Below are 20671 nucleotides of genomic sequence, written 5' to 3' on the forward strand. Positions count from 1 at the left end.
ACAGGAACGGGTGGTCGTAGACGAACTCGCCCGGCTTGCTGTAGTCGCCGTAGCGCTCAGTCTCGGCGCGCATCGGGCGGATCATCTGCGAGTGGCAGCCGACGCAGCCCTCGCGAATGTACAGGTCTCGGCCCTCGAGTTCGAGCGGCGTGTAGGGGTGCACGGTGGCGATCGTCGGGATGTTGGCCCGGATCAGCGCCGTGGGGATGTACTCCACTGCGCCGCCGATGATCACCGCCACCAGAGAGAGCACCGCAAACTGGGTCGGGCGTCCTTCCAGGGCACGATGCCACGCGGCGCCGGCCTTCTCGGGATCAGCCGACAGCGGAGCGGCCTTGGCTTCCTCGCCGGGCTGGAACACGCCCGACTTCGCGGTCTTGTACAGGTTGAAGAGCGCGAGCAGCGCGCCAACGAGGAAGATCGTGCCGCCGCCGATGCGCAGCCAGTACATCGGCAGGATGCGGACGACGGTCTCGAGGAAGTTGCCGTAGCGCAGGGCGCCGTCGGCCGTGAACTCCTTCCACATCAGCGCCTGCGTGATGCCCGCGATGTAGAGCGGGATCGCGTAGAACAGCACGCCGAGCGTCGCCAGCCAGAAGTGCGTGTTGGCCAGTTTCACCGAGTAGAGCGTCGTGCCGTAGATGCGCGGCACGATGTAATAGAGCATCGCGAACGAGAGGCCGCCGTTCCAGCCGAGCGCCCCCACGTGCACGTGGCCGATGACGTAGTCGGTGTAGTGGGTGATGGCGTTGACGTTCTTGAGCGACATCATCGGCCCCTCGAACGTCGACATGCCGTAGGCGGTGACGCCGACGACCAGGAACTTCAGCACCGGATCCTCGCGCACGCGATCCCAGGCGCCGCGCAGCGTCAGCAGGCCGTTCACCATGCCGCCCCACGAGGGTGCGATGAGCATGAAGGAGAAGACCGTGCCGAGCGTCTGGGCCCAGTCGGGCAGCGCCGTGTACAGCAGGTGGTGCGGGCCCGCCCAGATGTAGATGAAGATCAGCGCCCAGAAGTGGACGATCGACAGCCGGTACGAGAAGATCGGGCGGTTGGCGGCCTTCGGGATGAAGTAGTACATGATCCCGAGGAACGGCGTGGTCAGGAAGAACGCGACCGCGTTGTGCCCGTACCACCACTGCACCAGCGCGTCCTGCACCCCGGCGTAGAACGAGTAGCTCTTGAGGAACGACACCGGCAACTCGAACGAGTTGACCACGTGCAGCAGTGCCACGGTGATGAACGTGGACAGGTAGAACCACACCGCCACGTACATGTGCCGCTCGCGCCGCTTGTAGACGGTGCCGAGCATGTTGATGCCGAACACCACCCACACCAGCGTGATGGCGATGTCGATCGGCCACTCGAGCTCGGCGTACTCCTTGCTCGTCGTGAAGCCGAACGGCAGGGTGAGCGCCGCCGACACGATGATCAGCTGCCAGCCCCAGAAGTGGATCGTGGAGAGCAGGTCGCTGAACATGCGCGCCTTGCACAGGCGCTGCAGCGAGTAGTACACGCCCACGAAGATCGCGTTGCCCGCGAAGGCGAAGATCACCGCGTTGGTGTGCAGCGGCCGCAAGCGGCCGTACGACAGCTGCGGGATGAAGTTCAGGAACTCCGGCATCACGAGCTTCAGGGCGACGATCAGCCCCACGAGGAAGCCGACCACGCCCCAGATCGAGGTCGCGATGATGAAGTTCCTGACGATCGCGTTGTCGTACGCGAAGGTCTCGACGGCAGCGCCGCTCGGCGCGTTGGGCCCGGCACCGGGCGACTGATTCACATCATGCATGGATTGGAACCCTTCACTTCGGTTGAGGGGCGGACCGGCCTGGCTCGTCGAGGATCACCCTGACAGCCGGCGTGGTGGTGTCGTCGAACTGCCCTGACCGCACGGCCCAGACGAAGGCGGCCAGGAAGCCGCCGGCGACCACGGCGCCGGCAGCGATGAGGAAGAAGATCACGTTCATCGCGCTGCCCCTCCCGGGGCCCTGAACCGCATCAGACCCACGCCCACCCCCACGACGGTCATGGAGCTGACCGGCATCAGGATGGCCGTGGCGAGCGGGGTAAGCCGGCCGGTGAGCGCGAGCCACAGGCCGAACACGTTGTAGAGCACCGATACCCAGAAACTGAGGAGAATCGCCAGCCGCGCCCGTCGGGCGTAGGCCAGCACCTCGGGCAGGAGCGCCAGTCGGTCGCCGCGGATCACGGCGTCGCACGCCGGAACCAGGCAGGCCGTCTCGTCGCTCACGGCCATGCCGACGTCGGCCGCCGCCAACGCGCCCGCGTCGTTGAGGCCATCGCCCACCATCAGCACGTGCCGCCCGGCCGCCTGCCGTTCCCGCACGGCCGCCAGCTTGTCGTCCGGGGCCTGCCGGTACCGCATGCGATCGCCGAACACGACGCGCCACCGCGCCGCCTCGCCGTCGTGATCGCCCGACAGCAGCCACGTCTCGTACGAACGGGCCAGGCGCGCGGCAACCGAGGTCATGCCAGAACGCTCGGGCGTCTCGTGCGTGAGCCAGCCGACGCGACCATCCACGACCACCCACGTCCGCCCCGGCTCGGTGCCGGCCTCGGTCCCCACCCCGGTCCCGGCGACGCGTGACACGAACGAGGCGGCGCCGAGCGCCACCCGCGCGCCATCCACCGTGCCCTCGATGCCCTCGCCGACGCGCTCGAGCACGTCGTGCACCGTGCCCTCGACAGGGGCGCGTCCCGCCAGGGCGCGGCTGACCGGGTGGACCGACTCGGCCGCGAGCCGCCGCACGCGCGCCCAGTCCACCGCATCGAGCCCGTGCAGGTCGACCGACGCCGCAGCCTCGGCCGTCGTGAGCGTGCCCGTCTTGTCGAAGGCCACCGTGTCGATGCGACTCAGGTCGAGCGCCACGGCGCCCTGCTTCAGGTACACGCCGGCCTCGCCCAGCTTGCCGAGGGCCGTGCCGAGCGTGATCGGCGCGGCGAGCGTGAGGGCGCAGGGACACGCGATGATGAGCACCGCCGTCGCGACCTGGGCGGCCATGCGGGCATCGGGCCACCAGGCCCAGAACCCGATCGCGGCCAGCGCCACGGCGCCAATCGTGAACCAGTGCCCGAAGCGGGCCGACACGTCGGTGAGCCAGTGCGCGTCGCGCGCCGCAAACACCGGGTTGTTCCACAACTCCGCCAGCCGGCTGTGCGACACGCGGCGAAGCACGCGCAGGTGCAGCGCCTCGCCGACCACGCGCCCGCCCGCACCGATGGTGTCACCGGCATGCACCGCCACCGGCTCCTGCTCGCCCGTGACGAACGCCAGGTCGATGCGCCCGCGCGCGTCGAGCAGGCACGCATCGGCGGGCACGACCTCCTGCGGTCGCAGGACGATCTCGTCGCCGGGCGCGAGTTCCTCGATCCGTCGCATGGTCATCGTGCCGTCCGTGACCACTCGCACCGACAGGGGCAGGAACGACTTGACCGTGCGATCGAACGCGATCCGGTCGAACGCCACCTGCTGGAAGAGCCGGCCGATCAACAGGAAGAAGACCAGCCCGGCAAACGAGTCCAGGAAACCTTCCCCGCTGCCGGTGACGATGTCGTGGAGGCTGCGGCCGAACAGCACCGAGAGGCCCATGGCCACCGGCACGTCGAGCGTGATCGCCCGCATGCGCAGGCTGTGCCAGGCCGAGCGGAAGAAGTCCGACGCGCTGTACAGCAGCACCGGGATCGCGAACAGCACGTTCAGCGTGTCGAACAGCCGCTGGAAGGCCGGCTCGAGCGGCGCGCCGTTGGCGTAGCGCGGGATGCTGAACAGCATCATGTTGCCGACCGCGAAACCGGCGATCCCGAGCTTCAGCAGCAGGTCGCGGCGGGCGGCAGGCATCCGGCCGGCGGCGCGCTCGGCGTCGATCACGGGCTCGTAGCCGAGCGAGGCCAGGCGCTCGGCCACCGCGCGCAGCGTCGTGTGCCCCGGCCGGAACGCCACACGCACCGTACGGCGCATCAGGTCGGCCTCGCTGCGGCCGACCCCCTCGTCGAAGCGCCACAACTGCTCGAGCAACCAGAGACACGAGGCGCAATGCAGCGACGGGACCGAGAAGGTGGCGTGCGCCCACGTGCCGTCGTCGGCGTCGATGAAGCGCTGGGCGATGAGCGGGTCGTCGAGCGGGGCAAAGCGTGCCGCATCGCGCGACGTCGCCGCCCGCTGCGACAGGCCGGCGCCCGTATCGCAGGCGTAGAACTGCGTCAGGCCGTGCGTCTGCAACAGGGTGAACACCGACTCGCAGCCGGTGCAGCAGAACGTCCCGGCCGGGGTCCGCACGCCGGCGTCGGCGCACGTGTCTCCGCAGTGGCGGCAGAGCACGGGCGCCTCGGGCAGGGCTCCGGTGCAGTCGAGGGTGGTGGAAGACGCAGTCGTCACGCAGGGAACCCACGCGGGAGGGCGCGGGTACGACTGCAGGAGGCAACATCCGGGCCAGACGTGACAACGCGATTGCAGGCGACCTTACGCACGGAGTTGCCGGCAGGGCGCCGCAAGCCCGGCATTATTCCCCACCGACTGCCGAAAATTCGGCGGATCGATTGCGCTGGAGCGTCACCACCCTTCGATAGTCCCTGCCGGTGGTCAGCGTGCGACGGTCCCATGCACCCGCGCCAGCCCGATCCCGGAAAGCGCCGACGCGCTACAGTGGTCCAGCAGCCGCCCGTTCGAGGGCGGCAGGGAGTCGCTCATGCCAGGCCTCAAGCTGGACCCCCGCGGCCTCATCACCTCGTGCCCATCGTGCGGTGCGGCCAACCGCCTCCCCTTCGCGCACCTCGGCCAGCCCACCCGGTGCGGCAAGTGCCACACCGACCTCGGCCCGCCGGCCAAGCCGGTCGACGTCCCCTCGGCCGCCCTCTTCGATGCCCTCGTCTCGTCGTCGGCGCTGCCGGTGCTCGTGGACTTCTGGGCCGAGTGGTGCGGGCCGTGCCGGATGGTCGCGCCGCAGGTGGCGATGGTGGCGCAGCGCAATGCGGGGCGCCTCGTGGTGGCCAAGGTGGACACGGACGCGTTGCAGGACCTCTCGGGTCGGCTCGGCATCCGGTCGATCCCCACGCTGGCCGTGTTCGACCGGGGCGACCTCGTGAGCCGCACCGCCGGCGCGATGTCGGCCGAGCAGATCGAGGCGTTCGTCAGGGGCGCGGTCGCCGACGGCGACTGAGGCGCACGACCGGTCAGGGCTGCGAGAGGGCCCTGGCCAGTTCGAGCATCTTCTCGCGCGGCACCTTGTAGGTGATCCTTCGCACCACGCCGGCGGCCCGCTTGATGACGAGGTAGAACGCAGCGTCGCCAGCCGAGGTGGTCGCGGCCTTGATGCCGATGGCCGGGCCGACGGCGCGGTTGGACACCGCTACTTCGGGGGACCGAGCGGGCTCGGGGTGCACCCCTCCCGCTCCATGGTGTAACTGCCGCCCGTGAGCTTCCAGCCGTCGGCAGCCTTCACCAGTTCGAAGCTGTCGATGCCGCAGTGGCTGAACGCACCGTTCAGCCAGAAATCGTAGGGAGTCCACACCGTGGCGATGCCCTTGTGCACCCGCACCTGCGGTGTCCACATCCGCTCGAGCATCTTGCGGCCGCACTTGCCGAAACTCGTCGCGAACTCGTCGAGCGTCACGCTGCGCATGGGCGTGTCGGCGCCGACGCTGACCCGATAGAGCCGGCCCTCCGGCACCGTGATCGCGCGAATGGCAGCCTCGTCGCAGGACGCCATCGCGTCGAACAGCTTCTGGATCGTCGCCACGACCTCTCGCTCGTCGGGCGAGGGTGCCTGGGCGCGGGCAGGCAGCGACACGGCGAGGACGCCGACCCCGATCAGGGCCAGGCGCCCGAGGCGCAGGAGCAGGCTGGACATCGTGCGGAGATTGTACGTTGTGAGCGGCCGGCTGGCGGTCGTCACCGCGGAGACGGTGGACGCGAAGGCCGGGTTGGAAAGGTAGGGCGCGGCGGGACACCGCGCCCTACCCGTGTCATCCCGCTACTGCAACTTCGTCGCGAGCGCGTTGGTGCCGGCGGCCCAGTTCACCCCGCCCGCATCGGAGTACATGGCCCGTTCGACCACGATCTGCGCCGGCGTGCCGCCGATGCTCTCGATCAGCATGCCGAACCGCTTGCCGCGCGTCTCCGGGAAGAACTCGTCGGCCGCGGGCGCGATGTTGAACCGTGCGCTGGCGCCAATCGCGTACTCGCGGGTCACTGCCGGCGTGCCGTCCTCGAAGAGCACCGTGGCCCTGATGGTGCCGGCAAACGGCGAGGTATTCGCGATCAGCACGTAGGTGTCGGTATCGCGCGGTCCTCCGCTCTCCCCTTCGGCCATGGCCCAGCGCGTGCCGGTGGTCGTCTCGCCCGGGCTGTTGTGTGCTTCCTGCCAGGTCGCCGACGTCGGGCCCGGCCACCACATCGAGCGCTCGACGATGATCGGGACGCCGTTGGTCGAGCGGACGCGCGTGGACACGGCCACGTCGGCCAGTCCGGGCTCCTGGTCCACCCAGATGTTGAAGCGGCTGTTGCCGGGCACCGTGTACGACCGGGTGATCACCTGTCCGGTGGTCAGCAGGTAGTCGGCTTCGATGGTCGCCGGCGTGGGGTTCGGGTTGGCGATCAGGATGAACAGGTCGAAGTAGCTGCCCGTGGAGCCCTCCGCGAGGAACCACTGCGTGGCCGGCGCGGTCACGCCGGCGCTCTCGTGGCCGGCCCCGAGCGCCCGTCCCGGCTGGTCGAGGTACATGGCCCGCTCGGCGATGATGGGCACGCCATTGGTCGACTCGATGATGGCCGAGAGCTCCGCGTTGGCCAGGGCCGCGAGCGCGGGGTCGGTCACGCCCTCGTTGTCGACCCAGATGTTGAAGCGGCTCTGTGCCGCCACGGTGTAGGTCTTGGTCAGCGGCGCGCCCGTCCCGAGCAGGTACGTCACCCGCAGCTGCGCGGGTGTCGCGTTGGGGTTCTGCACCAGGTAGAACAGGTTGAAGGGCCCGAACGTCGCACCCTCGGCGAAGTACCAGCGGGTGGCGGTCCGCGTGAGGATCCCCCGTTCCGCGTGGCTGCCGTAGCCGTTGCCATCCCAGCTCATGGTCCTGTCGGCCACCACCTGGACGTCGGCCTCGACCAGGGTCGAGAACTCGGCGCCTTCGAGGCCCGCCAGCGTCTCCACATCGATGGTCGAGCGGCTGAACGGCGGGATCACGCGATAGTCGCTGATCGTGGTGCCGTCGCCCTTCTGGAACCGTGTGAGCACCAGGGCCTGCGTGCCCGTCGGGTTCGCGATCGCGAGGCGCGTGTCGAAGAAGCCGCCCGTCGCGCCCTCGGCCAGGAAGGTGATCACGAAGCCGCGCGGGTGCGTGCCTTCGGCCTGCTCCTGCGCGTTGGTCTTGCCGTCGCCGTCCGGGTCGCCCGCGGCGCCCTCGCCCGGGCTGTTGTTGAGCCCGTTGAGTCCGAACTTCTGCTCGAACCCGTTGCTGAGACCATCGCCATCAGCGTCTCCCGCCGCGTTGGTCAGCGTCGGCGCGCCGTTGCCGACGTTGCCCGTGTTGTTGCCGGGGTTCGGATCGGTCGAGCCGTTGTGGGCGACAGTGGCGGTGTTGGTCCAGACCTGTCCCGGACCGACACCGGCCGCGACCGTCGTCGCGATGGTGATGGTCGCCGAGGCACCCGACGCGAGCGACGGGATCGTGATCGTGCGGTTGTTGCCCGATCCGCTGCACACGCCGCCCGCCGTCGAGGCGCACGACACGAAGACCACTTCGGCCGGCAGGTTGTCGGTGACCACCACGTTGCGCACCGTGTCGCCGGTGGCGTTGTTCACCACCAGGGTGTAGGTCATCGACTCGCCGGGCAGCACGGTGACCTGGGGGTACGGCTTGTCGACGGACTTGGTGAGGGTCAGGTCCGCCTGCAGGCCGATGCGCTGCAGCGTCGCATCGGCATCGCCGCCGCCGTAGCTGGCCTGGAAGGGCGTCACGACCGCCAGGCGGTCGGTGCCCCCGGACGAGGACCCGCCCACCCACACCTCGTCACTGCCGGTCACGGCCACGCCGACGGGCCCGCCCCGACCGCCGCGGCCGCCGATCGGCGACGACATCAGCAGTGCCGTGCCTGCGGCGTTCAACTGCACGATCATCTGGTGCTGGCCGTTGCCCGATCGCGTGTTCTGGACCGGATTGACGACCGGGAAGTCCTGCGCGGCATTGGGCGTGGGCGACAGCGACCCGCTGTTGACGCCGACCCAGGGCTGGTTCTGCGAGTCCAGCGCGATGTCGTAGCCCGTGTCGGTGTAGAACCCGTTGATGCGCGCCGCGAACACGAGGCTGGCGGCGCTCGACACGGCCGGGTTGAACTTCGCGACGACCACGTCGGTGCCGCTCGGCGCGACCGACCCTGGCACGGTGACCGCCTGCGGGAACGTCGCGCTCGAGGAACTGGTCGATCCGGCGACATACACGTTGTCGCTGGCATCGAGCGCCATGGACGCGACGGTCTCCTCGCCGGTGCCTCCGAAGTAGGTGCCGTAGGTCGCCTGGGCGGCGCCGGTCAGCGCAAGATTGAGCCGGAGGACGAATCCGTCGCGGCTCCCCGAGTTGCTCGACGGCAAGGCCGGCGTCAGCCCACCGGGAAACAGGTTCGTGCTGCGGGTGTCTCCGACGACATAGACCACGTTCGGCGTGGTGCGCGACACCCGCACGTCGGTCGAGTCCTGCGCCTCGCTCGAGGATCCGCCGATGTAGGTGCCGTAGGTCAGCTGGCCGGCGGCGCTGAACCGCAGCAGGAACGCCTCCGTGTTCTGGAGCGTCGTGTCGAAGGCATCACCGGTCAGCGTGAAGCCCCCGACGGACGGGTCGGCGGTGGTCGTCGACGACGTCTCGCCGACGATGTAGGCGTTGCCGGCGGCATCGACGTCGATCCCGTGCGGTTGATCGTTAGCGCGCCCGCCGAAGTAGGTGCCGTAGAGCAGGGCGCCCGTCGACGAGAGCTTCACGTAGAAGCCGTCGGCGACGTTGCTGGGCCGCGGATCGCTGTTGTAGGTCGTGTCGAAGGCCCCCGTCGTCGTCGGGAAGTCGCCCGACTGCGTCGTGCCCGTCACATGGATGTTGCCCGCCGTGTCGAGGGCAAGGCCCCCCTCGTAGTTGTAGGCGTCGAACAACTCGTAGTCGCTGCCACCCAGCAGCGTCGAGAACAGCAGCGTGGTGCCAGACGGATTGAACTTCGTGACGAACACGTCGAAGTCGAACGCACCGTTGCGCGTCCGCTTCACGGCACCGTCGGTCGTCGGGAAGTCGACCAGGACCGCGGCGTCCTGCACGAAGCCGAAGAGGACGAGGTTGCCTGCGCCATCGATGGCGATGTCGAGGATGCCTTCCTCGCTCTGTCCGCCGAGCCAGGAGGCGTACGCGACCACCGGGTCGATGACCAGGGCGCGTGCACGGTCGTACTCGCCGACCTCGAACCGCACCCGCGTGCCCTCGAGCACGAAGCGGCTCGACACCTCGCGGCGCTGCCCGTCGACCACCTGGTAGGTGTAGGGCGCCGCCTGCTCGAGGACCCGACCTCCCGCGGCCATCTGCAACTGCCCGTCGTCTCCGAGCGACACACGCTCGGCGCCCTCGACCCGGAAGGCGACCTGCGCGGGATCGGCCCCGGGGGCGACGATGAAGTCGTACTGCAAGCGCTGCTGGTTGCCGTAGTAGACGACGTCGACGCCATCGAACACGTTGGCGTACCGCACACGCGCGTGGGTCGTGGCGCCCACCTGCCACGCGGCGGGGTCGTTGCCACGGTAGTAGGACGTCGTCCCCGGCAGCGTGTCGAGCGGCTCGGCCACGAGGCCGGTCCTGGCGCCCTCGAGCGCGAAGCGGAAGGTGCCAGAGACGCGGTCGCGGTCGGTCAGCACGACGGTCGCGCTGCCCGACGACAGGCCCACGCGGTAGCCGGCGCCGGTGGCCACGAAGTCGAGGTCCTGGCCGGCCTGCCCGATGTTCCGCTCGAAGTGGAGCGGCACGCCGGCGATGCGATCCAGGGCGCGCGACCTTTCGCCCGGCGAGAGCCGGCGCACGGCGCCCTGGTCGGTCGGCAGCGATGCCGGGGGAGCCGTGGCGCCGACGTCGCCCGCGCGGGGCGTCTGCCACCACGTCGGCACCGTGATGGCCAGCGCGAGGCTGAGGAGCGCGTGCGCGAGGAACGATCGACGAACGAAGGCGACTGACGCCACATGACCTCCTGAAGGGACCGCGGTTGCCGGATTGAGCCGTGGAGAGGTGGCTGCCAGCACGGGAAACGTGACAGGCCTTCGCCCTCCAGCCATCGGCGGACTCCGCCCTGGGGGACCGGGCCGGCCGAGCCCCTCCCTCCGGGCGTCGTCGGGACAGCAGCCCTTCCACGCGCCCTTGCGGCACTTCGGCATCGCGGCATCGCGGCATTGCACGAGGCGGCGCCCCGCCGCCTCGCGGATATACTTCGCCGCACTCGATGAGCAGCGCGCCCCCCACCCCGCATCCCGGCCAGACGCACGGCCTCGTGCGCCAGTTCGGCCTCCTGCAGGCCACGGCGCTGAACATGTCGAACATGATCGGGATCGGGCCGTTCATCACGATCCCGCTCCTGATGACGGCGCTGGGCGGGCCGCAGGCACTGCTCGGGTGGCTGGTGGCGCTGGTCATCGTGATTGCCGACGGGCTCATCTGGAGCGAACTCGGCGCGGCGATGCCGGGGTCCGGCGGCACCTACCAGTACCTGCGCGAAGGCTTCGGGCGCGAGAAGCTGGGCCGCCTGATGGCGTTCCTGTTCATCTGGCAGTTCATCCTGTCGGGGCCGCTCGAGATCGCCTCGGGCTACATCGGCTTCGCGCAGTACGCGCGCTACTTCTGGCCGGAGATGCCTCGCACCTGGGTGGTGGCGCTGGCGATGGCCGTCGGCGTGGTCAACATCGCGCTGCTGTACCGACGCATCGACTCGGTGGGCCGGCTCACGGTCACGTTGTGGGTGGGCACGCTGCTGACGACCCTGGCCGTGATCGTGAGCGGGGCGCTGTTCTTCCAGTCGTCGGTGGCCTTCGACTTCCCGCCCGGGGCCTTCAACTTCTCGATCGGGTTCCTGCTCGGCCTGGGCGGCGCGGCCCGCGTCGGCATCTACGACTACCTCGGCTACTACAACATCTGCTACATCGGCGACGAGGTGCGCGAGCCGGGCTACGTGATCCCGCGGTCGATCATCTTCAGCGTCTTCGCCGTCGCGCTGATCTACATCGCGATCAACCTGTCGATCATCGGCGTCGTCTCGTGGCGCGAGTTCGTGCCGGCCTCGGCCAACCCGAAGTCGGACTTCATCGTGTCGGTGTTCATGGAGCGGCTGTACGGCACCTCCGTCGCGAGCGTGTTCACGCTGCTGGTGCTCTGGACGGCGTTCGGCTCGGTGTTCGCGCTGCTGCTCGGCTATTCGCGCATCCCGTATGCGGCAGCGCTCGACGGCACGTTCTTCCCGGTGTTCGGGCGCCTGCACCCGACGCAGCACTTCCCGCACGTGGCACTGCTCACCGTCGGCGTGCTCGCGATGATCGGCAGCACGCTCAGCCTCGGCATCGTCATCGATGCCCTGGTGACGATGCGCATCCTCGTGCAGTTCATCGGACAGATGGCCGCGCTCGTGCTGCTGCGCCGCCAGCAGCCGGACCTGCCCCGCCCGTTCCGCGTGTGGCTCTATCCCGTGCCGCTGGTCGTCGCGCTCTTCGGCTGGCTCTTCCTGTTCGCGACGACCGACCCGTTCGTCATCCTGTTCGGCCTCGCGCTGCTGGCTGCGGGTGGCGTGGCGTTCCTGGTCTGGTCGAAGCAGACGCGGCGCTGGCCCTTCGCCGTCGCGTAGGCCTGGGCCGGGCTGGGACAGCCGGCCCTACCTTTTGTCCTTTGTCCTTTGTCCTTTGTCCTTTGTCCTTTCGTCCTTGCCCCTTAGGCATGAGACATGAGGCATGAGGCATGAGGGGCCCCGCCCTGCCCCTTCGGCATTCGGCCTCGCGGCATTCGGCATTACACTGCGGCCATCCCGGAGTTCCGCATGCCAGTCACGCCTCCTCCCGCTCCCGTTCCCGGCCTGCCGGTCCTGGCTGGCCTGTGCTCGATCCCCCAGGCCACCGCGCCCGGCCTGAGCGTGGATGCCACGGTGGCGCGCCTCAAGCGCCTGCACGGCACGGCGCGCGCGGCACACGGCACGCTGGTCTCCCGCCTCACGGCGGAACCGCAGTACGAACTGAAGATGCTGTACAGCCACCACGCGTGGCTGCTGGCCGACCTGGTCGCCGCCATCCGGAGCCGTGTGGGCGAGATGCGCGAGCCGCCGCTGGGCCTCGACGACCCGCTCGATCCGGCGCTGCAGCTCGCGCTGGACGAGGTGCGACATGCGCCCGACGGCACGCATCTCTGCGCCGGGCTCTACACCGTGTTGCTGCCGGCGCTCGACGAGGCCTGCGCCGCCCTGCACGCCGATGCGCACCCGCTTGCGGATGCGCCGACGCGCCACCTGCTGCGGCACGCACGACTCGACCTTGCCGACCTGCTGGCCTCCGGACAACAGGCGGCTGCGGCCCTTGCGGCCGTCGACGCACCTGAGGCGACGTGGCTCGAGGCCCTGCGCACGACCCTGGCGGCCGCGCACGGCCTCGACGGCACGGCCGAGGACGCGCCAGACACGCCAGCGCCCCGCTTCTCGGCCACGCCACGCGCCTTCGACCCCGTGCCGCAGCGCGATGCCCGGTTCCCCGATCCCTACAACATGGCGGTGAACGCGGAGGCCTTCATCTACGACACGTCGTTCCCGCCCGAGCCGAAGCTCCTCATGCTGGCCTACAAGCGCCTGCGCGAGATCGACGTCCCCGAGATGATGGCCAGCATCATCGTCGAGACGCCTGGCAAGCCGTGGGGCTACGTGCGCGACATGACGCGGCAGCTGTGGGACGAGGCGCGCCACGCGATGATGGGCGAGGTGCTGTTTGCCGAGCTCGGCGTCGACTGGCCCGCGCTCGTGAAGGTGAACTTCACGTGGTCGCTCGGGCTCAACACGCAGATCGACGCGCTCGACCGTCACGCGGTGCTGTACTTCATCGAGCAGGGCCTGATGCCCCGCCACGGCAAGCGGTACGAGTGGGAGATCGCGCAAGCCGCGGGCTCGCCACTGGCGGCGACCTTCCAGGACTACGACTGGGCCGACGAGGTGCTGCACGCCCGCATCGGCAAGCAGTGGTACGTGGGGGCGATGCCGAGCCAGCAGGAAGCGCTCCGCGCCGGCGACCGCGCCTGGTCGCGCGTGTTGATGGACTGGGGCGCCTGGAAGCGCGACGGATTCACGAACCACGACAACTGGTGGCCGGCGCTCTACGCCGATGCGTGCCGCCGCCTGGGCTGGACGCACGACCCGCGCGTGGCCGCCTTCGACACGTCTTACGCGGAACAACGCGCCGATCTCAAGTCGGTGAGCCACTCTGGATAGCGACCACCATGCGTGAAGCCCTCGCGGAATTCCTCGGCACGGCCCTCCTCCTCACCTTCGGCCTCGGCGTCGTCGCACAGACGGTCACCAGCGCCAATGCCGCAGGCAGTCCGCTCGCCATCCACCTGTGCTGGGGCCTGGCCGTGATCCTCGCCGTGTATGCCTCGGCCGGCGTGAGCGGCGCGCACCTCAATCCGGCGGTCACCCTGGCGCTCGCCGTGCGACGCGGCTTCCCGTGGAGCAAGGTGCCGGTCTATCTCGTCGCGCAGGTGCTCGGCGCCTTCGTCGGCGCCGCGGTCGTGTACCTCACGTATCGCGAGGCGATTGCCGCCTTCGACGGCGGCGTGCGACAGGTGCTCGGCGCGCAAGGCACGGCCGGCATCTTCGCAACCTACCCTGCGTCGTACACCACCCTCCTCGGCGGCTTCATCGACCAGGTGGTGGGCACGGCCCTGCTCGTGGCGATGGTGTTCGCCATCGGCGACGAGCGCAACGCGCCGCCCGCGGCCTCGCTCGCGCCCGTGTTCGTCGGCCTCACCGTGATGGCCATCGGCATGGGCTTCGGCGTCAACGCCGGCTACGCGATCAACCCGGCGCGCGACTTCGGCCCGCGGCTCTTCACGGCCGTGGCCGGCTGGGGCGGCGGCGTCTTCACGGCCGCCAACGGCTGGTGGTGGGTGCCGATCATCGGGCCGTGCGTCGGCGGCGTGCTCGGCGGCACCGTGTACGACATGTGCATCCGCGCGCATCACCCCGCGGAGACCACCCGCGTCGCCGCTCCGATCCGCCGCGTCGAGTAGCAGCGCCCCTTCGAGACGGTGGGGCCCATTCTCCCGGCGTGGCCCTGACCGCAGGCCGGGCTCGGAGAGCCTGCCCTACCCTGACCAGCCATTCCCGACTCCCGACTCCCGACTCCCGACTCCCGACTCCCGACTCCCGATTCCCGATTCCCGATTCCCGATTCCCGATTCCCGATGTCCTACATCCTCGCGCTCGATCAAGGCACCACGTCCAGCCGCGCCATCGTCTTCGGCAGGGACGGTCGCGTCGTCGCCTCGGCCCAACAGGAGTTCCCGCAGATCTTCCCGGGACCGGCGCTCGTCGAGCACGACCCCGAGGCGATCTGGTCGTCGCAGATCGCCGTGGCGAAGGAGGCGATCGCGAAGGCCGGGCTGACGGCCGCCGACATCGCCGCGATCGGCATCGCCAATCAGCGCGAGACGACGGTGCTGTGGGAGAAGGCCACCGGGACGCCCGTGGCCAACGCCATCGTGTGGCAGAGCCGCGTCAGCGCGGGCATCTGCGATCGCCTGAAGCAGCAGGGTCACGAGGCGGCCATCCGCCAGAAGACCGGCCTGGTCGTCGACGCCTACTTCTCGGGCACCAAGGTCAAGCACCTGCTCGACACGCACGATGGCCTGCGCGCACGGGCGGCCAGGGGCGAGGTGCTGTTCGGCACGATCGAGACGTTCCTGCTGTGGCGCCTGACGGGCGGCGCGGTGCACGTCACCGATGTGAGCAACGCCTCGCGCACGCTGCTGTTCAACATCCACACGCTCGACTGGGACGACGAGCTGCTGGCGATGATGGACGTGCCGAGGGCGATGCTGCCCGCCATCCGGAGCAACAGCGAGGTGTACGGCCACACGGTGCCCGAGATCTTCGGCAGCGCCATCCCGATCGCGGGCGCGGCCGGCGACCAGCAGGCGGCCCTCTTCGGCCAGGCGTGCTTCGAGCCCGGCAGCGCCAAGAACACGTACGGCACCGGCTGCTTCCTGTTGATGAACACCGGCGCCACGCCCAAGCCGTCGAGCCATGGCCTGCTGACCACGGTGGGCTGGCAACGCAACGGCGAGGTCACCTACGCCCTCGAGGGCGCGGTGTTCATCGCCGGCGCCGTGGTGCAGTGGCTGCGCGACGGGCTGAAGCTGATTCCGACCTCGGCCGACGTCGAGCGCCTGATGCTGGAGTCGACCGACGCCGACGGCGTGCTGCTCGTGCCGGCGTTCGTCGGCCTCGGTGCACCGTACTGGGATCAGTACGCGCGCGGCCTGATCATCGGCCTCACCCGCAACACCACCGCGTCGCACCTGGCTCGCGCCGCGGTCGAGTCGATGGCGTACCAGACGCGTGACGTGCTCGACGCCATGCAGCAGGACTCCGGCATCACGCTGTCGAGCCTCAAGGTCGACGGTGGCGCGACGGTGAACACGCACCTGCTCGACTTCCAGGCGGATCTGCTCGGCGTCCCGGTGCGTCGACCGGCCGTTGGCGAGACCACCGCCCTCGGCGCTGCGTACCTGGCCGGCCTCGCCGTCGGCTACTGGAACGACCTCGACGACGTGCGGCGCAACTGGGCGCTCGATCGCGAGTTCGCCCCGAGGATCGACCAGCACGAGCGTGACCGACGGTACAAGCGCTGGACGCGCGCCGTCGCGCGCGCCCGCGACTGGGCCCGCGACGACGCGTAAGGCGATCGCCGTCGTTCGGTCTGGCCGCGCCTGGCGATCGGACGGATGAGGCGTGCTAGCCTGAACGAGCGGCATGCCTGTTGTCCTGTCGGCCTCCCGGGAAGCCGCCCGGCGCCTCGTCGCCGGGTGTGCGCTGACGCTCGCCGCGAGCGTCGGCCTGGGCGACGACGTGCGGAGCGCCCCCGATGCGCGCCTCGGCGCGCGGGTGGTCCGCCTCGACCTGCCGCACCTGGGCACCACCGAGGTGCAGGTGCCCCGTGCCACGCCGACCGGCGTGGTGCTCCTGTTCCATCGCGGCGCGACCACGGCCGAGCGCGCGGCGCTCGCCGAGGCCGTGCCCTGGCATGTGCTGCTCGTGGAGGTGGATGCCGAGCGCCTCGAAGGCACGCGCGCGCTCACCTGCCGCCGGCTCGGCGAGCAGCTCGAGGACATCTCGCGCCGGGCCCAGCGCGATGCGGGCTTGACCGCGTACCTGCGCCCGGTGGTCGTCAGCACGGCGGACGCGCTCCCCATGGCCCGCGCGGCCGTCGCCGCCGTGCCGCTCCAGGCCGTGCCTGCGGCGGTCTCGATCGGGCTGGAGGCCGCCAGCGCGCCGGCGTCCTGCGAGGCGCTCGACAGGCACGGGGAGCCGCCGGCGGCCTGGGCCTTTGCCGACACGCCGCGCAACCTGCGCGCGCCCCTCGAGGCGGCCCTCGCGACGGCGACGCAGGAACCGCCGCACGAGATCACGCCCATCCAGCGCTGGCTGCAGCACTTCGACCTGCCGCTGACGGCCGCCTGGTCGTCGCAGCCGAGGGCGATGCTGGTGCTGGTGTCGTCGGCGCGCGGGTGGCGGCAGCCCGAGGAGGCGCTGGCCCATCGGCTGGCCGACGCCGGCGTCCACGTGGTGGGCATCGATGCGCTGCGGGCGTTCTGGCAGCGCCGGTCACCGCGCGACGTCGCGCTCGAGCTGCAGCGCCTGACCGATGCCCTGGCCAGCGCCGGCCTGCCGGTCTACATCGGCGGGCGGGAGTTCGGCGCCGAGACCATCGCCGTGGCCGGGGATCGGATGGCACCGACGCGACGCATCGCCGGGGTGGTGCTCGTGGACCCCGGGCCGACGGCCTTCTTCGAGGTGGAACCGCCGGCGTTGCCATTGCGGGCGATGAGCCCGTCTGACTGGTCGACGCAGGCCGCCGTGGCCGAGCTCGACAAGCCGACGCTGTGTGTGACGCACGCGGCGGGCGCGGACGCCGGCGGCGTCTGCCGGTCGCTGTCTGCCGACAACGGTACGCGCGTGGTGGATACGGGCGCCGATCCCGAGGCCCTGGCCACGCAGATCGCCACGTTCGTGAAGACCCGCCGCCACTGAGCCGCGGGCACGCAAGGACGTTGGGGCCGGGTTGAGACAACCGGCCCTATCTTCCTCGCAGGAGCCCGACCTTCGAATTTGTCCGACCTTTCACCTTGTCGGACCTTCGGCCTTCCCGCTCTGCCTTCTACTCTTCTACTCTTCCGTTCCTTCAGTCGATGAACGGGAGGGCGCGGCCGCGGGCCTCGTGGGGCACCGCCAGCACCGGTACGGGTGAGGCGCACAGCACGCGATACGCCACGGCGCCGACACGCGCCCCGAGCAGGCCGGGCTCGCCGCGCAGGCCGAGCACGATGAGGTCGACGTCGGCGCGATCGGCCACGCGGGCGATCTGCTCCGCGGCCGGCCCCTCGACCACTTCGAGCGTCGGCCCCGGCGTCCCGCCCAGCGCCTCGGCCAGCCGCTCGAGCGCCGCCTGCGCGCTCTCCGCCTGCCGGGCACGGCTGCCCCCGAGGGCCTCCTCGAACTGCGCGGCGATCGACTGCCGCAGCACCGTCCAGCGACTCGCATCGCCGCCGCCGATCACGTGCAGCAGGCGCAACCGGGCGTGGCTGGCCCGCGCCACGCGATGCGCCAGCCGCGCGTCGGCCTCGGCATGCTCGTGGAAGTCGATCGGGGCGAGCACTTCCTGCATCGCGCCCAGCGTGCGCATGGGGCCGTCGGCGACGGCCGGCGGCACGACGAGCACCGGCCGCGGACTCGTGCGCAGCACGCGCTCGGCCACCGACCCGAACACGAACTTCGCCACGCCGCTCGCCCCCTGCGTGGCCAGCACGACGAGGTCGGCGTCGAGGGCGTCGGCGTGCGCGAGAATCTGGCCCGCGGGATCGCCCACCGGGACGACAAGGTCGTAGCGGGCCGACGCGCCGGCGCCGAGGGTCTCGTCCACGAACTCGGCCAGGACGCCGGTGAGCACGGCCAACGGGTCGGAGCCGGACTGCATCTGCTCGGCCGCCGCCAGCAGCGGATCGGCGACGGTCAGGATCGTGAGGGGTTGCCGGAACGTGGTCGCGATGCGGGACGCGGCCGTGAGTGCGAGGGCGGACGGCGACGAGAAGTCGACCGCGCAGAGGATCGCCATGCGAGGAGCGTCCTCCAATGGCACGAGCGCGTCAAGTAACGGGGTGCCGGGTACCGGGTACCGGGTACCCGCTGCCGGGTACGCGAGCTAGCGTTGGAGGAGGGCGCGTAGTTGCGACCAGCGCCGACGGGCCTGCGCCCCGCGGACGGCGATGCCCAGCGCGCGTGGCTGCCCCACCAGCACCACCAGCCGCTTGCCGCGCGTGACGCCGGTGTAGAGCAGGTGGCGCTGCAGCATCGGGTAGTGCTGTGTCGTCACCGGGATCACGACGGCCGGGTACTCCGAACCCTGTGACTTGTGCACCGTGGTCGCGTAGGCGAGCACGAGGCGATCGAGATCGCCGAAGTCGAACGTCACGGCTCGACCATCGAACTCCACCGTCATCGTCTCGTCGTCGACGGCGATGGCACGGACGACGCCGAGGTCGCCGTTGTAGACCTCCTTGTCGTAGTCGTTCTCGATCTGCATGACCTTGTCGCCAACGGCGAAGCGCTGGCCGTAGCGCTCGATCACCGGCGCGCCGTGGGGGTTCAACAGGCGCTGCAGGTCCTGGTTGAGCGCCTGCGCGCCGAGGCCGCCGCGGTTCATCGGGCAGAGCACCTGTACGTCGCGCACGGGGTCGAGGCCGAACCGCTGCGGGATGCGCTCGGACACGACCTGCAACAGCCGCTGCCTCGCCTGCTCCGGATCGGCCGCCTCCACGAAGAAACAGTCGCCCTGGCCGGCCTGGCTGAAGGCGGGCATCGTGCCGGCGTTGATCGCGTGCGCCGCGATGACGATGCGGCTCTCGGCCGACTGGCGGTGAATCTCCGTCAAGCGCGCCACGGGCACGCGGCCCGATCCGATCACGTCGGCGAGCACCTGGCCCGGGCCGACCGAGGGCAACTGGTCCACGTCGCCCACCAGCAGCAGGCCCATCGTCTCCGGCACGGCCTGCAGCAGGTGCGCCATCAGGACAACGTCCACCATCGACGACTCGTCGACCACCAGCAGGTCGCCCTCGAGCGGGTTGCCGGGCCGGCGGCGGAAGCGCCCATCCTGTGGGTTGATCTCCAGCAGCCGGTGGATCGTCTTCGCCTCGAGCCCCGTGGCCTCGGTCATGCGCTTGGCGGCGCGCCCCGTCGGTGCCGCCAGCAACGGGCGCACGCCCTTGGCCATGAGGATGCCGAGGATGGCGCGCAGCACGGTGGTCTTGCCGACACCCGGCCCTCCCGTGAGCACCAGCAGTCGAGACTCCAGGGCCTGCGTCACCGCGACGCGCTGGCTGGCCGACAGCGCGAGGCCGAGCCGCCCCTCGATCCAGGGCACGGCCCGCTCGGCATCGATGTCGGGCCACGGACGCGGACGCCCCGCGAGCGACTGCAGGCGCGCCGCCACGGTGCGCTCCGACGCGTCGAGCGAGGCCAGGGCGTGCGCCGGGGCGCCGTCGAGGTCCACGGGCACCAGCGAGCCGGCCTCGACCTCGAGCACCAGCGCCTCGTCGATGGAGGGCGGCGTCAGCTCGACCAGCGCGGCCGTGCGGTCGCGGAGTTCCGTGGTCGGCAGCGCGCAATGGCCTTGATCGACCGCCTCGCCGAGCACGTGCTGCAGCGCGGCCCGGCGGCGGCTCATGGCGTCGGCAGGCACGCCGACCTTGCGCGCGATCTGGTCGGCGGTGAGGAACCCGATGCCCCGGATGTCGCGCGCCAGCCGATACGGGTCCTCGGTGAGCACCTGGACCGCCTCGGCGCCGTACGTGCGGTGGATGCGCACGGCACGGCTGGTGCTCACGCCGTGCGTGTGCAGGAAGACCATGATCTCCCGCACGGCCCGCTGGCCCTGCCAGTTGTCGACGATGCGGCGTGCGCGCACGCGCCCGATCCCCGGGATGTCGAGCAGGCGGTCCGGCTCCCGATCGATGACGTCGAACACCCCCGTGCCGAACGCCTCGACGAGTTGCCGCGCCAGGTGCGGACCGACGCCCTTGATCAGGCCGGAGCCGAGGTACCGCTCGATGCCCTCGGGCGAGTCGGGCGGGGAGAGGCGGATCCAGTCGGCCTTGAACTGCTGGCCGTGCGTGCGGTCGTGGACCCACGCGCCCGTCGCATGGATGTGTTCACCCACCGCGACCTGTGCGGCGTGCCCGACCACGGTCGCCGGCTCGCGTCGACCGCGCAGCGCCACGCGGAGCACGCAGAAACCGCCCTCGGGATCGTGGAACGTGATGCGCTCCACCTGGCCCGAGACGTATTCTGCCTTGTCCTGGAGGCCCTCGATCATCGGCGACCGAAGGGGTCCTGTATCAT

At 70.5% G+C, this 20671-nt stretch carries 14 protein-coding genes; 6 read left to right on the forward strand and 8 right to left on the reverse strand.

All coding sequences use genetic code 11. The features are described 5' to 3' along the window. The 3 genes from ccoN to ACIRDX_RS05715 all read right to left on the reverse strand — a co-directional run. On the reverse strand, window positions 1-1795 hold a 1795-nt coding region (gene ccoN / locus ACIRDX_RS05705; RefSeq protein WP_396624442.1), incomplete at its 3' end, for a cytochrome-c oxidase, cbb3-type subunit I. A gap of 13 nt (window positions 1796-1808) precedes the next feature. Continuing rightward, complete coding sequence (gene ccoS / locus ACIRDX_RS05710; RefSeq protein ID WP_396624443.1) at window positions 1809-1973, reverse strand: cbb3-type cytochrome oxidase assembly protein CcoS; 165 nt, start codon at window positions 1971-1973, stop codon at window positions 1809-1811. Beyond that, complete coding sequence (locus ACIRDX_RS05715; protein ID WP_396624444.1) at window positions 1970-4402, reverse strand: heavy metal translocating P-type ATPase; 2433 nt, start codon at window positions 4400-4402, stop codon at window positions 1970-1972. The genes ccoS and ACIRDX_RS05715 overlap by 4 nt, the downstream gene beginning before the upstream one ends. A gap of 310 nt (window positions 4403-4712) precedes the next feature. Here ACIRDX_RS05715 and trxA point away from each other — a divergent pair, with 310 nt between their 5' ends. Then, a complete protein-coding gene (trxA, locus tag ACIRDX_RS05720) occupies window positions 4713-5183 on the forward strand; it encodes a thioredoxin (protein WP_396624445.1) in 471 nt (156 codons plus the stop codon). Window positions 5184-5196: 13 nt separating this feature from the next. Here the strand turns inward: trxA and ACIRDX_RS05725 are convergent, their stop codons facing one another. The 3 genes from ACIRDX_RS05725 to ACIRDX_RS05735 all read right to left on the reverse strand — a co-directional run bounded on the left by ACIRDX_RS05725 (window position 5197) and on the right by ACIRDX_RS05735 (window position 10220). Continuing rightward, complete coding sequence (locus tag ACIRDX_RS05725) at window positions 5197-5370, reverse strand: hypothetical protein (RefSeq protein ID WP_396624446.1); 174 nt, start codon at window positions 5368-5370, stop codon at window positions 5197-5199. A 2-nt stretch (window positions 5371-5372) separates the two neighbouring features. Then, window positions 5373-5873, reverse strand: coding sequence for a hypothetical protein (locus ACIRDX_RS05730; RefSeq protein ID WP_396624447.1), 501 nt, complete (start codon window positions 5871-5873; stop codon window positions 5373-5375). Window positions 5874-5996: 123 nt separating this feature from the next. Continuing rightward, complete coding sequence (locus ACIRDX_RS05735; RefSeq protein WP_396624448.1) at window positions 5997-10220, reverse strand: SBBP repeat-containing protein; 4224 nt, start codon at window positions 10218-10220, stop codon at window positions 5997-5999. Window positions 10221-10477: 257 nt separating this feature from the next. Between ACIRDX_RS05735 and ACIRDX_RS05740 the strand changes: the two genes are divergently transcribed. The 5 genes from ACIRDX_RS05740 to ACIRDX_RS05760 all read left to right on the forward strand — a co-directional run bounded on the left by ACIRDX_RS05740 (window position 10478) and on the right by ACIRDX_RS05760 (window position 17305). Then, window positions 10478-11866 (forward strand): APC family permease, encoded by a 1389-nt coding sequence (locus tag ACIRDX_RS05740; protein WP_396624449.1) that lies wholly within the window; start codon window positions 10478-10480, stop codon window positions 11864-11866. 189 nt (window positions 11867-12055) lie between these two features. Then, window positions 12056-13483: a hypothetical protein gene (locus tag ACIRDX_RS05745; protein ID WP_396624450.1), complete on the forward strand. Its 1428-nt coding sequence runs from the start codon at window positions 12056-12058 to the stop codon at window positions 13481-13483. A gap of 8 nt (window positions 13484-13491) precedes the next feature. Then, complete coding sequence (locus ACIRDX_RS05750) at window positions 13492-14283, forward strand: MIP family channel protein (RefSeq protein ID WP_396624451.1); 792 nt, start codon at window positions 13492-13494, stop codon at window positions 14281-14283. A gap of 174 nt (window positions 14284-14457) precedes the next feature. Next, the gene (gene glpK / locus ACIRDX_RS05755; protein ID WP_396624452.1) at window positions 14458-15954 is read left to right on the forward strand and encodes a glycerol kinase GlpK; all 1497 of its coding nucleotides are present in this window, start codon (window positions 14458-14460) and stop codon (window positions 15952-15954) included. A 73-nt stretch (window positions 15955-16027) separates the two neighbouring features. Next, window positions 16028-17305, forward strand: coding sequence for an AcvB/VirJ family lysyl-phosphatidylglycerol hydrolase (locus tag ACIRDX_RS05760; RefSeq protein ID WP_396624453.1), 1278 nt, complete (start codon window positions 16028-16030; stop codon window positions 17303-17305). A gap of 151 nt (window positions 17306-17456) precedes the next feature. Here the strand turns inward: ACIRDX_RS05760 and ACIRDX_RS05765 are convergent, their stop codons facing one another. Next, complete coding sequence (locus ACIRDX_RS05765; protein ID WP_396624454.1) at window positions 17457-18386, reverse strand: universal stress protein; 930 nt, start codon at window positions 18384-18386, stop codon at window positions 17457-17459. A gap of 87 nt (window positions 18387-18473) precedes the next feature. Continuing rightward, window positions 18474-20645, reverse strand: a complete 2172-nt coding sequence (locus ACIRDX_RS05770) for an ATP-dependent RecD-like DNA helicase (RefSeq protein ID WP_396624455.1) — start codon at window positions 20643-20645, stop codon at window positions 18474-18476. Window positions 20646-20671 lie beyond the last annotated feature (26 nt).

The sequence above is a fragment of the Luteitalea sp. genome, from assembly GCF_044337415.1.
Lineage (GTDB): Bacteria > Acidobacteriota > Vicinamibacteria > Vicinamibacterales > Vicinamibacteraceae > Luteitalea.